Genomic DNA, 17951 nt, shown 5'->3' on the forward strand with positions numbered 1-17951 from the left:
GAACCTGTGTTCGAATATCGGTGCAAGATGGGAGGGTGACCGACCTTCCGCCTGACCTCGTTCGTCTCCGGACCCTGGAGATGTGGCTCGTCCTGAGCCTGGACCGTGTCCGGGAGCGGATCGCCGAGCTTGAGCGGCGCGAGCGGGAGCAGCGCGTGGGTGAAGCCCGGCGGCCGCCGACGCCGGCTTTCACGGTCGAGACCGGGATCGGCGCCGACCGGCCCCCGCTGTATGTCCACGTCGGTGGCTGTCACATGGCGGGCCAGCGCGTCCACGCCGTCTCCCGCGGCGCCGCCGCCCAGGCCGTCGCCGACGGCGTGGAGGCCTGCTCGCACTGCCGCGCCGATACGGAGCTCGGCGTCGCGTAGCGCCGGCTCCTGGCGGCCGTGTCCCGGCCGCGCCCGGCTCGTTGCACGGGGTGGCGCGATCGGGGCCTGGCGGGTCCTCCGCGCCGCGGCGGGGCCCCGCCCAGCTTCGACACCTGTCAGGGGCCCCGCCCCGCGCGTTCCGCCGCGGGCGCAACCTGACACGCGCCCGCGGCGGAACCCGCGGGGACCGGCCTACGGCGCCGTGGTGTAGGTGACGATCGTGGTCTCGCACGCCTCGGCGAACACCGCGAGGGTCTCCTGCTCGGCCTGGTCGACCGCAAGACCCCAGCGGAGCTTGGTGCCGACCCACTCGCCGACGTACCGGCAGTGCTGGTCCGCGGCCGGCGGCATCCACTCCGCCGGGTCGCGGTCGGCCTTGCTGCGGTTCGAGCGGGCGGTCACCGCGACGAGGGAGGCGTGCGCGCCCTGGTCGTTCGCGTAGGCCTCCCGACGCTGCGGGGTCCAGGCGCTGGCCCCGGAGTCCCAGCTTTCGGCGAGCGGGACGACGTGGTCGATGTCCAGGGAGCCCGCGGCGGTCACCGTCTGCCCGTCGTAGTAGCTGGTCCACGAGCCGCCCGTGATCGCGCAGTTCGGGCCGACCTCCGGCGCGACGACGGCCTCGGCGAGCAGCACCTCCTGGCGGGTGTTGCAGCCGTCGCCGGCGTCGTCACCGCTGTTCCAGTGCTTGAAGCTCGTGCGGGTGTAGCCGGTGCGGTCCTCGACCGCGACGGGCAGCAGCTCGACCGCGTCCGCCAGCGGCACGGCCTCCAGAGCGTGCGCGGGGGCAGCCGTCGTGACGAGCGGGGCGAGGGTCAGGGCGAGCGCGGTGAAGCCGCGCGCAAAGTTCTTGATCACGACCGTGTTGATACCGGCCCGACCCGGCCGCCCGCCCCGCCCGGCGCGCCCCGTCACCCGGACGGGAGCGCAGGTTCACCTGGTGAAACGTCCCCGCACGGCCCGGCCTTACCGACGCGGGCGCCCGTGACCATCGGGTGCCCGCGTGCTGCCGGTCATTACCTTGGTGAGGAGGCCGGCGGGAGCGTGGGGGGCTGGTCCTCGTGGGGACGTTCCCGGGGCCCGGCGCGGGCGAGCCCGCGAGCGGACTGCGGGGCGGTGATGTGCAGGCGGGGTCGGCTTCGCGCCGCAGTACCGGCTTGCCCCGGCCGGACGGATCAAGGGGAAGCCGGCTTGCCCAAGCCTGCTGGGGCACGGGATGAGGGAACCACGAGCAGGAACGCGACCAAGACGTCTGTTCGCGCTGACGTTGTTCGCACTCGCAGCTCGGCATCCAAGCGAACCCACTGGTCAAGCAGCAGTAGCGTGCTGCAACAGCGCGCTGTTGCAGCACGATCGCATGCCGAGCCTACTGAGCATGTTGCGCAAGCGAGCCAATCATCCGCGGTCGCTGGCTGGTCGCCTTCGGGCAGGTGCGGTCGAGATCGTGAATGCGCCGGCCCACGACGGCCTGGGCCCGTACCGTCCCCAGGCATGACGGAATCGACGAGAACACGGCTGGTGCCAACGGGGTACTGCTTCTGCGGATGCGGTGGCGAGGCGGAGATCGGCCGCTGGTTCGTCCTGGGGCACGACATCACCGCAGCCGCGGCACTTCGCGCTGTGCGGGGCGAGAGCCTGCCGCAGCGCCTCGTCGGGGCTGGCTACGGGCCGGATCGCTCCGTGGTCCAAGAAGCAGTCAACCGAGCCGGCTGGGTCCGCTGCCCCGACTGCGCATACGCGGGCGCAGCCGCCGGACTCGCCGCCCACCGACGCACCAGCGACTGCGCGGACCCTCCGCCGCAACCCGAACCCGAACCCGAACCCGAACCGGTTGCCGAGCAGCCGGCGCCCGGCGAACACAGCACCCGTCGACGGGACAGGGCCGACGACACAGGACCGCTCCGCGCCGAGACTGGCCCCGCTCAAGGACTGCTGCTCCCAGGGACAGGCGACCCGACCTGGAAGCAGGTGCCGCTGCCGCTGCGCCACAGCCTCGCCCAAGCCGCCCACCGGCTCGTGACCCCCGAGCAGCCGACGCTACAAGCACAAGGCAACCGCAGCGTGCGCTACGCCCTCCGTGCGGCTGGCAGCAGACGCCTGACCGGCCGACACTGGCACACCCTGCTGACCGCTCCACGCGAGTCGTTCGGCAGCGCGCGCAGCGAGCGAGCGAACCGGGTCTTCGCCGTCTTGCGCGAGGTGGCGGCCCAGCACCTCACACTGACTGCGGACGGTCCCGAGCTGAGGACGGACGAGGGGACCTGACGCCGGCTTCTTCGCTGATCTGACGGATGCCCGGATGGGGCTGCACCAGGCCGCCGCAGAGCACGCGGCCCTGGTGCGGACACAGCCCAGGCCGGTCGGGCCGTGGACGGGTGCCCCGGCCGGCCGGCCTCGACGCGAAGCCGGCTGTGCGCTGGAAACCGGTCTGGACGCCGTGTGTGCTTCCCGGCCCGGCGCCGACCAGCTGGAGTGATGCGCGGCCGCAGCGGCGCAGGCCGGGGAGCACTGCGGAGCGATCGTGCCGTCTGTCTGGGCTGCGGCCGACGGAAGCCACTCGGCCGGGTCACGGACGGCCGCCTTCCCCCAGGTTCGAGGTGGCCGAAAAAATCGAACAAGTGTTTTACTCGGGGTATGGCGACGCAGACCCGGTACCCGCACGAGCTGATCGAGACCCAGCAGGATCTGGACCGGGCCTACGCACGCCTCGCCCGGCCCGCCGGCCCCGGCGGCAGCACGGCACTGCGTCGGCGGGTCATCCGCCTGTCGGCCCAGCTCCTGGCCCACCCGTACTGGTCGAGCCCGGCTGGCGCGGGCGCGAGTCTCGGCGAGCTGCGCGCCCAGGCCCGCGAACACGCGGCGGGAGGCGGATCGCCATGACGGAGCTCCACCGCAGCCCCGTGCTGCTGCACGTCAGGTGCCCCCGCGATATCGACCCCGCCGCGTACCAGCAGGTGATCGAGATGGCCCAGGACGTCACCCCCGTTGTCCAGGTCCTGCCGCCCGCCGCGCTGATCGCCGACGCCACCGGCAGCCTGCGCTACCACCGGCGCGGCCCCGCAGACCTCGCGCGGATGCTGCGCACCCGGGTCCTCGCCCACAGCGGCGTCCCGCTGCTCGTGGGCGTCGGCCCGTCATGGTCGGTGGCGGCCATGGCCTCCCGCGCGGCCGCCACCAACGCCGCCGGGGAAGGGGGAGTGCTCGTCGTCGACCCGCACGAGGTGACCGGCTGGCTGCACCCGCAGCCCGTCCGCGCGCTGGACGGGATCGGCCCGGCGCAGGAGCGCACCCTGACCTCCTACGGCGTCCACACCATCGGCCTGCTCGCCCACCTCCCCGAAGCCACCGCCCAGCGGCTCGTCGGCGGCCGCGCCGGCCGCCTGCTGCGCGAGCGGGCCCGCGGCATCGACCACCGCACGGTCGTCGCCACCGACCTGCCCCGCAGCACCAGCGCACAGCGCCGCCTACAGGCCGACACCCTCGCCCCCGAACTGCTGCGCTCCGTGGCGCTGTCCCTCGCCGTCGAGCTCGGCGAACGGCTGCGCGGCCGCCGGCAGGCAGCCCGCGCGCTGACTCTCACCGTGGTCTTCGCGGGCGGCAGCCAGGTCGAGCGCAGCCGCCGGCTGCCGCTCGGCGCCTCGGCACACACCGACGACCTGCGCGACCTCGCCTACGACCTGCTCGCCTCCCTCGGCCTCCAGCGCGCCCGGGTGCGGGGCCTGGCACTGCGTTGCGACGACCTGGTGGCCGCGACCGCCGTCGCCGAGCAGTTGTCGTTCGAGCCCGAGCGTGCGCACCGGCTGACGGCGGAGAAGGCGATCGACCAGCTCAACCAGCGGTTCGGGCCCTGCACCGCCGGACCCGCCGCCACCTACCGGGACGCCGGATGACCACGGGCCGGCCGGTGCGGGATCTGCCTGCGGACGCCGACCGGCTCCGCGTCCTGAAGCTGTGGCTCCAGCTCTCCCTTCAGCGGGTCCGGGACCGCATCGCCGACCTGGAGCGCCGGGACGTCGAGCGCCGCCGAGGTGCCGCGGCCGCGCCCGCGGTGCCGGACTGGGTGGTCGAGACCGGTATCGGCGCCGACCGGCCCCGTCTCTACGTCCATGTCGGCGGCTGCCATATGGCCGGCACCCGCGTGCATGCGGTCACGCGCGACGTCGCGGCCCGGGGCGCGGCTGATGGCGTCGAGGCGTGTTCGCACTGCGGCGCCGACGCGGCCCTCGGCATCACCTGACCAACGGGCAGCAGGCCAGTCGATCTTCGGACGTGCTGCGGGCAGGTCGTTGACATGGTCGGCGGCGAACAGCGTGGCGCGGTGGCCGGCAGGCGGTGCAGGGCACACCGTCGCCGTCTGGGCAGCCTGCTTACGCCGTCTGTGGGGACTTCTGCGCGCCGCCCCGCATGCCGGTCACCCTGACCGGCGATTCGGTGGTCCTTCTGCTATGCGGTGGAGAGGTCGGGAGGGGTGAGGCTGTCGAGTTGGGCGGCGAGGTCGGGGTGGTTGGTGGCCAGGTGCGGGCGGGTGGCGGCCAGGGGGGCGATGAGGTCGGCTGGGTCGTCGTGGGCGAGGGCCGTGTGGAGTTCGCCGAGTGGGCGACGGGCCGCGGTCGGGAGGTCGGGGAGTGCGGTGATCTGGCCGGCGAGGCTGCGCAGGGCGGCGGCGTGGGCGCGGGCCCAGGTGGCGGTTGCGCGTTCCGCTGCGCGCGCCTGACGGGTGGCGGTGACGCGCTGTTCGCCGGTGGCGCCAGCGGGGCCGGGGCGGCCGCGCAGGTAGCGGCGTTCGGCGGCCTGGCGGCTGGCGACGCCGAGGGGGCGGGCGAGGTCGGCCCAGCTGGCGCCGGCGTCGCGGGCGGTTTCGATCAGCCCGGTCTCCCATCCGGCGAGCTGCTCGCGCACCTGCCGCAGCAGCATCAGGGATGCCAGCGCCTGCTCAGGACCGGGCCGGGAGGCATCGGCCCTCTCGTGCTGCGCATCGCGCAGCGCGTCGTCGACGGCGGCAAGAGCCGCAGCGGCTGCGAGAAACGACGCCGGGCTGTGGGCGTCGGCACGGGTCGGGGACGGCCTTTCGGCTGCGGTCACGGACTTCCCTCCTCGGTAAGTCATCGAATCAACGACATCATGTTTGTCATCCATTGGACGACATGTTACAACGGTGTCAGTGCAGCGCATTGGCAGCAACCGCTCGAACCTGCTGGAGGTGTTTCACGATGTTGATGCGCACTGACCCCTTCCGTGAGCTGGACCGGATGGCGCAGCAGCTGATGGGACCGGGCACCTGGTCCAAGCCGTCAGCGATGCCGATGGACGCCTACCGCGAGGGCAACGAGTACGTGGTGGCCTTCGACCTTCCCGGCGTGAGCGCGGACGCGATCGACATCGACGTCGAGCGGAACATGCTGACCGTCAAGGCCGAGCGGCGGCCGGCGGCGAAGGCCGACGAGGTGAAGATGGAGCTGTCCGAGCGGCCGCTGGGCGTCTTCTCCCGCCAGATCGTGCTCGCCGACACCCTGGACACGGAGCACATCCAGGCCGACTACGACGCGGGCGTGCTCACTCTGCGGATCCCGATCGCCGAGCGCGCCAAGCCCCGCAAGATCTCCATCGGCGTCGGCTCCGGCCGCAAGGAGATCTCCGGCTGACACCAGCCGGACCGGTGCGGAGGGCCGGGCACCTGATATCCCCCTCCTCCCGCCCTCCGCACCCCCCTTCGAACAGTCCGCAGAGACAAACGGGGTGGACGCGATGGTGTGGCGACGCGAAGCCTTCCTCGACCAGGTCCGCGAACGCGGCGAGTACGCCACGGCGGAGGAAGCCGAACGGGCGGCCCGTGTGGTCCTCGCCCTGCTCGGAGCGCATCTGAACGGCGATGTCCGCGCGCACCTCGCGGCCCGCCTGCCGGAGGCCTACGCCCTGATCCTGCTCAACCCGCTCCAGAGCGCCGAACCGCTGACCCCGCAGCGGTTCGTCCGCGCGACCTCCGCGTGGATCGAGGGCGCCACCGAAGCAACGGCGACCTGGGACGTCAGCGCCGTGCTCTCCACCGTCGCCGACGCCGCCGACGAGGACCTCCTGAGCCAGATCCTGCTCCAGCTCCCCGCCGGCTACGACCTTCTCTTCGGCCGCCCCCAACCCACCTGACCCGTACCGGTGCCGCAGCGTCCGGGCACCACCGTTAAGGCTTGACGAAAGGCATGCAGCAGTGATCACCGACGTGCGCGTACCGCTTGAACAGGAGCAGCAGTACACGGCGGCGTACGAGCAGATGCTGGAAAAGGTCCGCTACGAGGGCGCCTACCCCACCCGCGAGCGGGCCGACGAAGCCGTCCGCCTCGTCCTCGCCGGACTGGGCCGGCAGCTGACAGGCGACGAACGCGCCGACCTCGCCGCCTGCCTGCCCCTGGAGGCCGCACGCGTGCTGACCGCACAGATCCCCGACACCCAGCCGCTGACCGGCTGGGCCTTCGTCAAGGACCTCGCCACCCGCTCCCGCGCCTCCCTGGCCACCACCCGCTGGGACACCGGCTCCGTCTTCGCCGCCGTCAACGCCCACGCCGGCCAAGACCTGATCACCCGCATCCTGGCCCGCCTCCCCACCGGCTACGCCCTGCTGTTCGGCCGCGCCGAACTCCACCCGGCCGCATAAAGGAAGCCGTGTCCCGTCAGCACCGGGAGCGCTGAGCACGGTGCCTGCACGGGTCGTCAAGACCCCACGGGACTCGTGCAGATCAGCGGCCCCCAGGCATCGCGCCAGGGGGCCGCAGCACGTTCGGTACCTGCGCCGGTTCTCCATGTCGGCCGGGGCCGTGCAGCAGCCATGCCCGGAAGCCGCCCAGACCGCACCACGCCTGCGAGCCGGACACACCAGCAGCCTCCTTCCCACGAAGCCCTCGAACCGGTCCCGCGGACCGCATGGCCAGCGCCCTCGACCAGGCCGGCGCCGGCCCCGCTGCCACCTACCGGCACGCCGGATGACGACGGGTCGGCCGGTGCGGGATCTGCCTGCGGACGCCGACCGGCTCCGTGTCCTGGAGCTGTGGCTCCAGCTGTCCCTCAAGCGCGTCCGGGACCGCATCGCCGACCTGGAGCGCCGGGACGTGGAGCGCCGCCGGGGTGCCGCGGCCGCGCCGCTGGTGCCGGACTGGGTGGTCGGGACCGGTATCGGCGCCGACCGGCCCCGTCTCTATGTCCATGTCGGCGGCTGCCGCATGGCCGGCACCCGCGTGCACGCGGTCACGCGCGACGTGGCGGCCCGGGCTGCGGCTGATGGCGTCGAGGCGTGTTCGCACTGCGGCGCCGACGCGGCCCTCGGCGTCACCTGAGCAGCAGCCAGCGGGACTTCCGCTACAACGAGTTGCCCGGGCGCCGGCAGAAGCAGAAGGGATCCGCCGGTCACCGTATACGCAGCTGCCGAACTCACGTGTGCTCGTTCCCAGCAACGCCCGGCCTCACAGCCTGCGCACTCACAACTTGTGAACGAGTGGAGAGTGCGGGCCACCGTGGAGGAGTCCGACGTCCCTTCGCGTGGAGCTCCTGTCACCCCAGCGAGCCCAGAGCATCCTGCCCCATCTGGAGAGCGATCTGTCCGGCGACCGTGCCCGCGGCATCGGTCAGTCCCTCGACGATGCGGCTCGTAAGCGCCTGTAGTCGGCCTGGCTCGGGGGAGGTGGACGTGGCTGCGGCATGCAGTTCCTGGGCCGCCCGCTCCAACTCGATCCGCTCGGAGTCTTCCAGCCCGAGCGTCGCGCTCACCTGTCCGAGGTATCCCGCGAGCCGGATAAACGCGCTCGGATCAATGCCAGCGTTGTTGTTCTGGGTGAAGTTCTGCTGCTCGCCCACGATGACCCCCTGCGCGTTCGGCAGGTACGTGTTGTAGACGTTTCCGCCGCTGTGCTGCGGGTTGGTGAAGTCTGCCACGGTCTTCCCACTTTCCACGCATGCGATGCCACGGGCCGTGATCCTTGGAGTCAAAATATCTCCGCCGAAAGCTCTCCTTGCCCTGACCATGGACTGCTCGCGCAGGTAAGAAAACGCCCGCCCTGTCTCGTCACTCGTCAAAGGGTCCCCATAGAAGTGCACTTGAGGATCATTGATCATCTCGGCAAGGGAACGAACCTGCTCCTCTTCGTGGTCGTAGAGCCATTGAAGGATCACGTTCCGTGCATAGATGTTGCGATCTAAGCGGTTCGTACGCTTTGCCTGAATGGACCGAATTTCCGCGATGCCGGCAGGGGTGAGCGAGACCCAGCAGCCCTGATCAACCACAAGGTCCTTCAGGAATCCGCCATCCACCAGGCTGTGCATCAGAGGCAGCAGTTCCGCTTCCGGAACGCCATTGCGTATCGCCCACGTCCCAGCATCCACCACTTCTGAATCGGAGTCATGTACCAGCTCTTCCAGCCACTCCAACAACGCGATTCTCTGCCGATCTGCAAGGCTCATGCGAAGTGATGCTAGTGCAATGACCGCGAAGATGTACTGAGTTGTCAGCTGTTACGAGGACCGGGGGCGCGCAATCAACGCGTGATCACGCGGGCCTGAGCGTCTAACCCGGTCAGGACTACCGCGACAGTGGTGCGAACCGGCTCGGATGAGTCGGCGAGCACCAGAATGATGCCTGAAAGGGGAATAGGTGCACGGTCGGAATAACCTCCTTCCGCCGGCAATCCAGCACCTGCGCCCCGCAGCACCCGCACCCTCCTCGACGGCTCCGGCCACTTCTACCGATGGACCATCGCCAGCCCTCGCCTTCAAGGGCGAGAACGAACCTGTCGGCACTCTCGCCGCCTGGATCATCGGTGCCCACGCTGCCCGCGCCGTCGCCGTCCTCGAACGCCTCCAGCCACCCGGTGCGGGCAGGACGCTCCAGGCCCGCCTCGGCCCTCGGCTGCTCGCTGGGGAGAGCGCCGGGGTTGCGGACGTCTGGCTCCGCAGGCCCGGAGTCCAGCGCCCGGATATCCGGCAGTCCCGGGACCGTTGGCAGGGCGGCGGCTTCGTGTCTTCCCGCGGGCGGGGTCAGCGGCTGTGGCGCGGGACTGTGCCGGGTGCCGGCAGAAGGCCGCGACCGGGGGCGGGGGGTGCGCTGGGTGGGTAGCGGCGGGGTGCGCGGATCGGCAGGCCCGCTCCGGTCTGTCCGAGCGGGGGCAGGGCCTCGAAGGGCCCGGGAAGGCGGGGCCGCGCGCCGGGAGGGGCCAGGCGCCTGGTGATACGCGTGTCGGTGTACATGATCTCCTCCGAAGTCGCCATCGCGTACATGAACATGAGGCTGGCGGCGTCGGCCTGGGGCACCGACAGTGACAGCGCCGGCAGCGGCCGTTGCCGGGCCGGGCGCCGCGCTCTTCGTTCCTCACCGCCCAGGACCCGCTCGGGCATGGGGTGCGCCCCGTGCCTGCGCCGCGGCGCAGGCACGGGGCCCGCAAGGCCGTGCACCCGGTCCCAGGCGTTCTCCCACTCGCTCACCTTGCGCCGCGACAGCCGCAGGGCCTGAAGGAACGCGGTCATGTGCACCCGGGTCGGCACCGCGCGACCTCTCAGGATCGCGCCCAGGCTGCTCTTGGGCAGACGACGCCGGCCCTGCTCGTCCACTCCGGCACGCTCCTGCAGCTCGGCGAGCGAGGGCTGCCCGTCCTCCTCGCGCAGCCGGACCATCGCCCGGCGCAGCTGCCCCGGGTTCTCGATCAGCAGCGGGTGCAGGAGCTTGTCCAGCTCGACCGCCAGGTCCTCGAACTCGTTCTCCTCGCCCCGCCGCTGCTGCTGCTCGGCGGCGCGCGCCGCCTTCCACAGCCGCAGCCCCTCCGGCAGCTCGGCGGTGGCGCCGCACGCCTCGATGTACGCCTCGACCGCGGCCCTGGAGGGGACCCGTGCGCCGCTGGCGGCCCGGGAGAGCACGGACGCGGTGATCTTGTTGTCGATGCTGTTGGCCATCGCCGTGTAGGTCAGCCCCCGGCGCCGGCGCTGGGCACGAAGCCACAGCACCAGCGCACGCAGCTGGCGGTTCGACGCGGTGACGGCCTTCTCGGGCCGGCCCACGGCAGCTCGGCTACGGCCCGGCGACCGCGGGGCCGGAGCGCATCAGCCGCAGGGCGACGAACGCGGAGCCGCCGAGGAGCTCGGCGATGCCGAACATCGGCAGTCCCGCGATCGTCAGCACGGCGCTGAGCACCATGATGACGACCACGACGACGATCTCGCGGCCGGTGAGCGGCCGGTCCCCGGGGCGGGGCCCCTCGGGCTGGGGTGTGTGCTTGCGCATCAGGACTACTTCCCTTTCGTAGTGACGATTCGTCAGGTGCACCAGTCGCGCCTCCACGGCGGGACGCGCGACTGATGACGGCTGCACCAACGTGATCCGGCAGGGCTTCCAGACCCTGAGCGCCGAACCGGTGGGATCTTCTCACCAGTAATCCCGCGATCACAATCCGTTCCGACGCGGCGGGCCCGGTTGATGCGCACCCGTCCGAGAGGCGACACCCACAGGGGGGCGAACGGGTGGCCGGTATGACAAGCGCCTAAGGAAAATCGCAGCTCAGGAGGGGTAAACCCGATCCCTTGATTCAATTCCGTCCAGCGGGGCGTTGCCTTGGAGCGGCGGCGATGCCACCCTCATGGCGACGCTAGTTCCGCCGCAGCGCGGAGCGATCCCTGGCGTAGTGGCTGCACCACAAAACAGGGGGGCCCGTGTTCCAGCGCGGGCCCACGAAGTGAGGGTGGCGCATCCCGTCCGGGATGCGGCCACCCTCCACCATCACCCGGCGACCCCCACCAGCCCGGCCGAAGCCGGGGCGTCAGCACGGCATCGTCGCCCCCGTGATCCGCCGCCGGCAGCATGCCGTCTCGCCTCTGGGGCCTGGAGCAGCCGACCTCTCAAGCCGTACTGCCCCCGGATCACGTCCACGCCTGGCGACGCCATCACTGGCCCCGCTCCCGCTGCCCGGAGTGCAACCGCACCTGGTACGCGAGCGACGCCCCGCTCCAGCCCCGGAAGCGAGCGGACAGCCGCTGCTGCTCACTGCGCTGCCGCACCAGGGCCTGGCGCCGCCGTTTCGCGCTCGGCAGGCGTCACTGCGTGACGCCTGCCCGTGACGGCTGCGGCGGGCGCTTGCTGGTGCGTCGTCCTTCGCCGTGGTGAATCCTGCGCCCTCGGCGCCTCGCATGTCCTTCGTGTGGCGACACGGTGTCAGCGCGTGTTCATAGCGTCCTGCCTGACGACTTTTACCGCCCCGCTGGGCGGTACCTCCTCAGCAAGGGCGGTGCTCCGCACATGAGCCTGACGTCGGGGCTGCACGGTCCTCGGACCCCGCTGCGCCGGTTCCTGGACCGAGAGCTGTCGGCCGGCCCCCGGCCGCTGCGCGAGTCCTTCCGCGCCCAGCACCGAAGCGACCAGGTCCTGCTGCCAGGGCCTGGGGTCGGCACCGAGGCCCGGCACGGTCGGCACCGTTATCGATCAACGCCTGCGCCTCGCCTTCACCGCTGCCGCGCCCGTCGACCTGGCCTCGGAGGCCGGGATCGATATGACCGGCTGGCTCGGTTGGGGCTGCGAAGGGCTGCGCATGCGCGCGGTTGGCAACGAACTGGCCGCACGCCTCACCCAGACCGTGCGCGCCCTGGACCTCGACAGCCGCGGGCTGCCGATGGACCGCACCCACGACGAAGAAGCCCATCTGGCCCGCATGCTGCTCGCCGCGGCCTGGTACCAGGTGATGGCCCGCAACTCCTACGGATTCACCTACACCCCGCTCCACCTCGCCGCCATGGAGGATCCCGTCGGCTTCACCCTCGACCATGTCCTGGAGCTGCCGCACCAGGACATGGTCGACGACGTCGTCCACCAGCTCTACCTGGCCACCACCAGCCCTCTGGAGACGCTCCGCACCCGCACCCGGGCCAAGGACTGCCCGGGCGGACCGACCTTCCCCGGCGCCCAGATCACCGCGGACGCCGACCTCGCGGCCGACGGCCTGCTGCTGGGCGCCGTCCCGTGTGGCTGGCGAGCACCACCTCAGCCGTCGAGCCGGGTGTTCAGCGAGGACGATCTGCCGTGAACAGCAATCAGGGCAGGACAGGACAGCGGACAACTACCTGAAGAGATAGCGGCCTACTCGTTACCGCCCAGCTCGGGTCGAGGCCGCTCCCCTTCAGCGAGGCGCTCAGCGCGACGCCGGCGCAGTGCCCGTCCTGCAGCGTCGGCCATCGCGACAAGGGCACCGCTGAGCGTGCTGATGAATAGGTCCTGAATCACAGGCCACATGAAGACACGGGTGCGCCCAAAGGGGCCGGGAAGCGCACCGCGCTCCCTCGTGGAGAAGAAATGGACAGAAGGGTGCTGGGTCAGTCCCGGCCCGACGCCGACCCCGGCACATGGGGCGTTGTGTCGCAGGTGCCGGAGCTGGGCAGTCGGCGTGTGAGAACACCGGAATGATGAGGCGTTCCGGGTAGCTGTCGCCGGGATCGGCAGCGCCGTGCTCGCGCATCGTCTGCTCGGGTCTGATGCTGGACAGCGCTGCGGGCACGGGTCATGATGCTGTGCCGCGAGAACGGCTCGTGCACCCCGCATCGCTGAGAAGCAACGAGCACCAGGGCCTGCCGGGTGGTGAAACGGCTCTCGCAGGTTACGCACTGTCGGCGCCGCAGCTCTGAGCCATCGACATCGACGCGACGCGCGACGATGTAAGTGGGAGCGGAGCACGAAGGGCAACGCATGCTGTGCTCCTCCCTTGCTCAGTGAGCGCCTGTAGAAAAGGAGTCTAGCGCTGCCCTGTGGACGCCCCTGGGGGTCCGAACGAACGGAAGGACGGGGAGCGGAACATCGGTTCCCCTTTCGACTACCCGGAGTCGGCGAGTTGATCAGGAATTTCGGGGCCGATCCGCAGACCTGCCTGTTCGGCACCCTGTAGCTGTGGCAGGGCGTGGACGTGCCGGGGCCGAGCTGCCAGCTCGTGGTCATGGACCGGATTCCGTTCCCGCGGCCCGACGACCCCCTGATGAGCGCGTGGCAGAAGGCGGTGGAGGAGGCCGGGGGGCAACGGTTTCATGGCCGTCGCGGCGACGCACGCGGCGCTGCTGATGGCCCAGGGCGCCGGGCGGCTGGTGCGGGCCACGGGGGACCGGGGGCGTCGTCGCCGTGTGCTTGATCCTCGGCTGGCCAACGCGCGGTACGGCAGCTGTCTGCGGGCCTCGCTGCCGGACTTCTGGTGCATCACCGACCGCAACCAGGCCCTGCGGTCGCCGGCCGCGATCGACGCAGTGTTGGAGGTCGACACTGTCGATGACCTTGAGCACGAACAGTTCGCCGTCGCCGACGAGCTGGCGGGGGAGGGGGAAGACGTCTTCGACGGATTCCTCGGCGAGGATCGGGCCGCCGGCGGCGGTGCGGCCGACGAGTGGCACGTAGGGGGCCGCGGGCTTGCCGGTGGTGTCCGTGGGCTGGGTGCTCGGCTGGTCGGATCCGCGGACCTCGTAGGCACGGGGGCGGTGCGGGTCCCTGCGGAGGAAGCCCTTGCGCTCCAGGGCCATGAGCTGGTGGGCGACGGAGGAGGTGCTGGACAGGCCGACCGCCTGGCCGATGTTGCGCGTTGATGGCGGGTATCCCCTGCGCTGCACGGAGTCGCGGATCACCTCGATGACGCGCCGCTGCCGGTCCGTGAGTCCGGAGCTGTTGGCCCGGATGCCCGGGGGCCTGCCGGGCAGCGAGCGGGTGGGCTGGGGGCCCTCCGGGGTCGTGGTTGCGTCATTCATGGCATGCACCGGCTCGTATCGGTTCTGGGAGCGGTCCTGAGCGGCGAGGGCGGCACTGTCAGCGGTGGTGGTCACGTCGGCCCTTCTCGAATGGTCTCCCTAGCTGGACATCGGTAGTAGCTTTCGAAAGGTTGCGCCAAACGCACGTTCGAGTGAGAAAGTGCGGATTCCTTGAGGTGCCCGTTCATGAGGGTGTTCGTGCGAACGGCCGGGATGACCGTAGGCGCTGGGTGCACGAAGGACCTCCGTCCGGGCGTGCTGCTCGCCTCCTGGGTCGCTCCCACCGTTCGCCTGCGCGCGCTGGTGCACGCTGCAGCTCCCTATCCGCCCGACACGCGCGACACGCGCCGAGAGCGTTTCGTCGGCCAACCCCAGATCTAGTGGTTGGATTGTGTCGACCGCCCAGAACTTGTGGTTCACGTCGCCTAGTTGGCCGCAGGGTCCTTTAAGCTGGGCGCAGCCTCACCTGAGCAGTTCCTCAACATCGTTGCCGACACCTGGTCGGTGACCCCGAGGTCTCCCTCGGGACTTGGAACGGTCAAGGAGGGGTCATGGAAGACCCGAAAGCCGAAGTGCCCAATAACAGACCTCAGCGCCCGCCGTACTGGCCGGTCCTGCTGATCAGCTGGGGGGCCGCCGTGCTGCCGGTGCTCATCCAGGAAGTGCTGCGGTACGTGCGGTGACGCACGGACGCGGTTCCAGACGTACGGCAGGCACGCATGACAGCGGGCCCAGCCGATGCGTACACGGCTGGGCCCGCTGACCGCGGCACGGTGAAAGGCCTGTGTCCCGGGGTAGCCGCCCCGGGATGCTTGCCCTCACGCCCACCGTGGCCACAGAGAAATATGTACACCACGTCCGGCGTAGACATCGCCATCGTACGGGACAGGGCGTCACGCGGTGCAGCCCATTGGCTGGCTTCGTTCATCTCTAGGGGCTCTGGCACGGGTTCTGTGGAGGGTCCACGCTGAGTGACTGTTGATCTTCCTGGTCGTCCCCGTAGGGTGCGCCGCTGCGGAGAACAACTGCCAAATGCAGCGGCAACGATCCGGGACCTTGGCGACTGCCTATGGGCAGCACGGTGCGTCGGTTTACCCTGCGGTCCATGGACCTGGACTCTGAACTTGGCGCGCTGGCAGTCCAGGATGGCCTCCCCGCCCCCATGGTGAGGCGCCTTCTCCAGCATCCAGTGGCTCGCCGCAGGGCGGCACTGCAGCGTCGGGATCTGACCGAGGAACAGATCGAGGAGATCATCGCACTCGGCTCCGCGCGGTCGCTCGCCGCCAACCACTGGGTGCCGGCCTCGACCAAGGCCCGCCTGGCGGAGCATCCGGAACCGGCAGTTCGGTGCGCGGCCGCCGCCAGCGCGACCGACGAGCCACCCGGACTGCTGGCTCGCCTGGCCGACGATCCGGAGCCCCTGGTGCGCTCGTTCCTGACGATGAACAAGCACCTGCCGACTGAACTCATGACCCGTCTCGCGCAGGACCCAGACTCCAGCGTGCGGGAGTGGATCCCCCAGCACTGTCGCAACGCCCCGGAGGCCGTGCGCCGGGCCTTGTTCACGGACTTTGAACCGGGCGTCCGCCGGGCGGCACTCGTGCACTGGTCTCCGGCCCTTGATCTATTGCCTGCCCTCCTCGCAGACCCGTTGACACGCGCCGCCGCCGCGAGGCACTCACCCCCGACTCCGGAACTGGCCCGCGATCCGGATCCGCGTGTCCGCAGTGCCGTTGCCGCTCATCCTGAGCTCCCTGCACCTCTCCGCGACCTGCTGGCCGAGGACCCGGACATCCTCGTTCGCAACGACATCGCGTGCCGCGCGGACACTCCGCCAGCACTGCGGGAGCTGCTCACGTCCACACTGACAACGGAGGATCCGGCCGAGATCTTCCTCCTGGCGTACCGCAGCCACACGTGCCGCGCACCGGCCGCCGCCCCACCCGTGCTCACCGAGAAGCAGGCGGAAGCCCTCCTCGCCAGAGCCGGCCTGTAGGTTCCTGATGCGCCGTCGCCATGGGCTGTCTCTCGACGGCCCTGCACAACTCGGCCGCCCGTACGGGCCCGGCCCGTACGGCGAGGACGTCGCGGGCGGCGGGCCGTGGCCCGACCGGGCCCGGTGCCGTTACCGGTGTGCCGCCCCGTGCTCCCGGACCGCCCAAGACCGGCCCGGCCAAGTCCCGCTGACCCGCGCGCAAGGAGCCCCGATCGTGTCCACCCCCGCACCCGACCCCGCCGCCGTCGACCCGTTCGCCGAAGCAGCCCAGACCGCCGCGGCGGCCTTCCGGCTGATGATGACGATCTCCGACGCCGTCCGCCGCGCCGCCCAGAAAGCCCGCAAGGGCGAGGAGGAGGAGCTCGCCGAGGGGGAGGAGGAGCTCGCCCCGGGCTGGGCCGCCGACGCGCTGCGCCCGTTCCTCGACGACCGGGTGCTGGCCGACTTGATGGCGGGGAAGGACTGGCCCGCGATGGCGGTGCAGATGGTCCTGCTGCAGCGCGCCGGCGTCGACCTGAACCTCTTCCTCCCCCAGCTCGGCCAGGCCGCCAAGACCGTCTACCAGGCGGTGGCAGCCAACCAGGTCAGCGCGGCGGGCACCGACCGGTGGGCCGACCTCCTCACGAAGACGATGCCCGAGGGCCTGGTGCGCGACGCGATCCTGTCCTCCCCGGCCTGGCCGGACATGGCCGCCAAGATGGCCCACCTCGACCAGCAGGGTGGCGACGTCGCCGCCCTCCTGGCCCAGCCCGGCGCCGCTGCCGCACCGGCCGCTGCACCGGCGGCCGGGGTGCCAGCCGCCCGCCCCGCTCCCGCCCCGAACCCGTACGCCGCGCCCGCGGGGCCCGAGGCCACCCCCGCCCCCGCTGCTCCCGATCCGGCCCCGGCTGCGGATCCGGTGGCGGTGAGCGCGGACGCCCGCGCGATGTGGGGGCCGCTGACCCAAGGCCTCGCCGTCCCCAACGACCTGGACCTGTCAGACCGGTCCGCAGCCCTGGAACAGCTCGGCGTCTCGACCGCGGCGAACAGCCGGCTGGTGTCGCTCACACAGGAGTACGTCACCTCCGAGCGGGACACGGCCCTGCTGGTCAGTACCCGGGCCTGGCCCCTGCTCGCGGCCCGCATGGCCGACATCGCCCGCGGCCCGGAAGGAGAACAAGGGCTCCGGGACCGCCTGAAAGCCGGACTCAGGGACAACAGCGCCTGGCGGCAGGGCTCGTCCTCGAACCTCACGGGCCGCCTGGTCACCGCCACCCTCACCTCCCTGACCACCCCGCCCGGCGCCCCGGTCCCCGACGGCCCCCGCGCCTCCGCCACCGCCGCCCGCTCCCGCTCCACCACCACCCCGACCGCCGCCGCGCCCGGTCAGGCCGCGCCCGCGGACCCCGCCGTGCCCGCGCACCGGCAGCAGGCCGCCCCGGCCAAGACCTCGGGCCGGGGCCGGTGACCGTCCGCCCCTGGCTCAGGCGAACAAGCCCTCCCCGACCGGCTGGAGGCCGGGCCGATCAGGGGCGGTGCAGGATGTCGTGGGTGCCGACGCGGCTGCCGCTCGGCCTACTCCAGCACGCCCAGCAGCGCGTCCGGCCGGCAGAACTGGCACGCTCCCACCTCGACCGTCCATCGCCGCGCCTCGTCCTCCGTGGCCCGGCGGGTGCGCGGCCCGGTGACGGCGCAGTCCTCCACATGCACCTGCCGCCCGCCGAAGGGCACCTGAGACCCCTTGGACCGTCTGAGCAGCAGCCTCGGTTCGCTCGAACCGAGGCTGCTGAGTACGTGCCACACGAGACCCCGGGGCCATCACGGCCCCGGGGTCTCGAGCACTCCACAGCGGCGAACCGGATCACGCCCAGTCGACA

19 protein-coding genes and 2 pseudogenes are annotated in these 17951 nt (G+C 71.4%); 14 read left to right on the plus strand and 7 right to left on the minus strand.

The annotated features are described in order from the left end of the window. Positions 1–35: 35 nt before the first annotated feature. The gene (locus IAG43_RS34085; protein ID WP_187745037.1) at positions 36–368 is read left to right on the plus strand and encodes a DUF6233 domain-containing protein; all 333 of its coding nucleotides are present in this window, start codon (positions 36–38) and stop codon (positions 366–368) included. Between the two features lie 192 nt (positions 369–560). Here IAG43_RS34085 and IAG43_RS34090 read toward each other — a convergent pair whose 3' ends face one another. After that, the gene (locus IAG43_RS34090; RefSeq protein ID WP_187745038.1) at positions 561–1223 is read right to left on the minus strand and encodes an HNH endonuclease family protein; all 663 of its coding nucleotides are present in this window, start codon (positions 1221–1223) and stop codon (positions 561–563) included. 633 nt (positions 1224–1856) lie between these two features. Here IAG43_RS34090 and IAG43_RS34095 point away from each other — a divergent pair. The 4 genes from IAG43_RS34095 (at position 1857) to IAG43_RS34110 (ending at position 4602) form a co-directional block, all read left to right on the plus strand. Then, positions 1857–2630, plus strand: a complete 774-nt coding sequence (locus tag IAG43_RS34095) for a hypothetical protein (RefSeq protein WP_187745039.1) — start codon at positions 1857–1859, stop codon at positions 2628–2630. Positions 2631–2999: 369 nt separating this feature from the next. Next, complete coding sequence (locus tag IAG43_RS34100) at positions 3000–3245, plus strand: hypothetical protein (protein ID WP_187745040.1); 246 nt, start codon at positions 3000–3002, stop codon at positions 3243–3245. Continuing rightward, positions 3242–4255, plus strand: coding sequence for a DNA polymerase Y family protein (locus IAG43_RS34105; protein ID WP_187745041.1), 1014 nt, complete (start codon positions 3242–3244; stop codon positions 4253–4255). The genes IAG43_RS34100 and IAG43_RS34105 overlap by 4 nt, the downstream gene beginning before the upstream one ends. Next, a complete protein-coding gene (locus IAG43_RS34110; RefSeq protein ID WP_187745042.1) occupies positions 4252–4602 on the plus strand; it encodes a DUF6233 domain-containing protein in 351 nt (116 codons plus the stop codon). The genes IAG43_RS34105 and IAG43_RS34110 overlap by 4 nt, the downstream gene beginning before the upstream one ends. Positions 4603–4808: 206 nt before the next feature. On the opposite strand, the gene IAG43_RS34115 is transcribed toward IAG43_RS34110, so the two are convergent. After that, a complete protein-coding gene (locus IAG43_RS34115) occupies positions 4809–5471 on the minus strand; it encodes a type III effector protein (protein WP_425508665.1) in 663 nt (220 codons plus the stop codon). 104 nt (positions 5472–5575) lie between these two features. On the opposite strand from IAG43_RS34115, the gene IAG43_RS34120 reads away from it, so the two are divergent. The 4 genes from IAG43_RS34120 to IAG43_RS34135 all read left to right on the plus strand — a co-directional run bounded on the left by IAG43_RS34120 (position 5576) and on the right by IAG43_RS34135 (position 7687). Further along, positions 5576–6007 carry an Hsp20/alpha crystallin family protein gene (locus tag IAG43_RS34120; RefSeq protein WP_187745044.1) on the plus strand — a complete coding sequence of 144 codons (432 nt, stop codon included), beginning with the start codon at positions 5576–5578 and terminating at the stop codon, positions 6005–6007. Positions 6008–6110: 103 nt separating this feature from the next. Then, positions 6111–6506, plus strand: coding sequence for a DUF2267 domain-containing protein (locus IAG43_RS34125; protein ID WP_187745045.1), 396 nt, complete (start codon positions 6111–6113; stop codon positions 6504–6506). A gap of 61 nt (positions 6507–6567) precedes the next feature. Next, positions 6568–7011 (plus strand): DUF2267 domain-containing protein, encoded by a 444-nt coding sequence (locus IAG43_RS34130; RefSeq protein WP_187745046.1) that lies wholly within the window; start codon positions 6568–6570, stop codon positions 7009–7011. A 325-nt stretch (positions 7012–7336) separates the two neighbouring features. Then, positions 7337–7687 carry a DUF6233 domain-containing protein gene (locus IAG43_RS34135; RefSeq protein ID WP_246574859.1) on the plus strand — a complete coding sequence of 117 codons (351 nt, stop codon included), beginning with the start codon at positions 7337–7339 and terminating at the stop codon, positions 7685–7687. Positions 7688–7901: 214 nt separating this feature from the next. Here the strand turns inward: IAG43_RS34135 and IAG43_RS34140 are convergent, their stop codons facing one another. From IAG43_RS34140 to IAG43_RS34150, 3 genes are all read right to left on the minus strand, one after another. Continuing rightward, positions 7902–8807: a hypothetical protein gene (locus tag IAG43_RS34140; protein ID WP_187745047.1), complete on the minus strand. Its 906-nt coding sequence runs from the start codon at positions 8805–8807 to the stop codon at positions 7902–7904. Positions 8808–9380: 573 nt separating this feature from the next. Further along, positions 9381–10394, minus strand: a complete 1014-nt coding sequence (locus tag IAG43_RS34145; RefSeq protein WP_187745048.1) for a helix-turn-helix domain-containing protein — start codon at positions 10392–10394, stop codon at positions 9381–9383. Between the two features lie 10 nt (positions 10395–10404). Continuing rightward, the gene (locus IAG43_RS34150) at positions 10405–10617 is read right to left on the minus strand and encodes a hypothetical protein (RefSeq protein ID WP_187745049.1); all 213 of its coding nucleotides are present in this window, start codon (positions 10615–10617) and stop codon (positions 10405–10407) included. Between the two features lie 1297 nt (positions 10618–11914). Between IAG43_RS34150 and IAG43_RS34155 the strand changes: the two genes are divergently transcribed. Together IAG43_RS34155 and IAG43_RS34160 are read left to right on the plus strand one after the other, a co-directional pair. Beyond that, positions 11915–12406, plus strand: a complete 492-nt coding sequence (locus IAG43_RS34155) for a hypothetical protein (protein WP_187745050.1) — start codon at positions 11915–11917, stop codon at positions 12404–12406. A gap of 789 nt (positions 12407–13195) precedes the next feature. Further along, positions 13196–13616, plus strand: a pseudogene (locus IAG43_RS34160) (helicase C-terminal domain-containing protein); the annotation flags it as partial. 12 nt (positions 13617–13628) lie between these two features. On the opposite strand, the pseudogene lexA reads toward IAG43_RS34160, so the two are convergent. Further along, a pseudogene (gene lexA / locus IAG43_RS34165) lies at positions 13629–14174 on the minus strand (transcriptional repressor LexA); the annotation flags it as partial. A gap of 476 nt (positions 14175–14650) precedes the next feature. On the opposite strand from lexA, the gene IAG43_RS35085 reads away from it, so the two are divergent. The 3 genes from IAG43_RS35085 to IAG43_RS34175 all read left to right on the plus strand — a co-directional run bounded on the left by IAG43_RS35085 (position 14651) and on the right by IAG43_RS34175 (position 17542). Beyond that, a complete protein-coding gene (locus tag IAG43_RS35085) occupies positions 14651–14782 on the plus strand; it encodes a hypothetical protein (protein WP_281404004.1) in 132 nt (43 codons plus the stop codon). Positions 14783–15204: 422 nt separating this feature from the next. Next, positions 15205–16095: a hypothetical protein gene (locus tag IAG43_RS34170; RefSeq protein ID WP_187745051.1), complete on the plus strand. Its 891-nt coding sequence runs from the start codon at positions 15205–15207 to the stop codon at positions 16093–16095. Positions 16096–16309: 214 nt separating this feature from the next. Further along, a complete protein-coding gene (locus IAG43_RS34175; RefSeq protein WP_187745052.1) occupies positions 16310–17542 on the plus strand; it encodes a hypothetical protein in 1233 nt (410 codons plus the stop codon). A gap of 107 nt (positions 17543–17649) precedes the next feature. Here IAG43_RS34175 and IAG43_RS34180 read toward each other — a convergent pair whose 3' ends face one another. After that, on the minus strand, positions 17650–17877 hold the full coding sequence (locus IAG43_RS34180) for a DUF6233 domain-containing protein (protein WP_187745053.1): 228 nt from the start codon (positions 17875–17877) through the stop codon (positions 17650–17652). Positions 17878–17951 lie beyond the last annotated feature (74 nt).

The sequence above is a fragment of the Streptomyces genisteinicus genome, from assembly GCF_014489615.1.
Classification (GTDB): Bacteria; Actinomycetota; Actinomycetes; order Streptomycetales; family Streptomycetaceae; genus Streptomyces; species Streptomyces genisteinicus.

Bases quoted from the DNA above. Each gene is read 5' to 3' on its own strand.
- IAG43_RS34100 (WP_187745040.1), top strand. From the start codon at position 3,000: ATGGCGACGCAGACCCGGTACCCGCACGAGCTGATCGAGACCCAGCAG.
- IAG43_RS34095 (WP_187745039.1), top strand. From the start codon at position 1,857: ATGACGGAATCGACGAGAACACGGCTGGTGCCAACGGGGTACTGCTTC.
- IAG43_RS34140 (WP_187745047.1), bottom strand. From the start codon at position 8,807: ATGAGCCTTGCAGATCGGCAGAGAATCGCGTTGTTGGAGTGGCTGGAA.
- IAG43_RS35085 (WP_281404004.1), top strand. From the start codon at position 14,651: ATGGAAGACCCGAAAGCCGAAGTGCCCAATAACAGACCTCAGCGCCCG.
- IAG43_RS34115 (WP_425508665.1), bottom strand. From the start codon at position 5,471: ATGACTTACCGAGGAGGGAAGTCCGTGACCGCAGCCGAAAGGCCGTCC.
- IAG43_RS34125 (WP_187745045.1), top strand. From the start codon at position 6,111: ATGGTGTGGCGACGCGAAGCCTTCCTCGACCAGGTCCGCGAACGCGGC.
- IAG43_RS34110 (WP_187745042.1), top strand. From the start codon at position 4,252: ATGACCACGGGCCGGCCGGTGCGGGATCTGCCTGCGGACGCCGACCGG.
- IAG43_RS34120 (WP_187745044.1), top strand. From the start codon at position 5,576: ATGTTGATGCGCACTGACCCCTTCCGTGAGCTGGACCGGATGGCGCAG.
- IAG43_RS34170 (WP_187745051.1), top strand. From the start codon at position 15,205: ATGGACCTGGACTCTGAACTTGGCGCGCTGGCAGTCCAGGATGGCCTC.
- IAG43_RS34155 (WP_187745050.1), top strand. From the start codon at position 11,915: ATGCGCGCGGTTGGCAACGAACTGGCCGCACGCCTCACCCAGACCGTG.
- IAG43_RS34105 (WP_187745041.1), top strand. From the start codon at position 3,242: ATGACGGAGCTCCACCGCAGCCCCGTGCTGCTGCACGTCAGGTGCCCC.
- IAG43_RS34135 (WP_246574859.1), top strand. From the start codon at position 7,337: ATGACGACGGGTCGGCCGGTGCGGGATCTGCCTGCGGACGCCGACCGG.
- IAG43_RS34150 (WP_187745049.1), bottom strand. From the start codon at position 10,617: ATGCGCAAGCACACACCCCAGCCCGAGGGGCCCCGCCCCGGGGACCGG.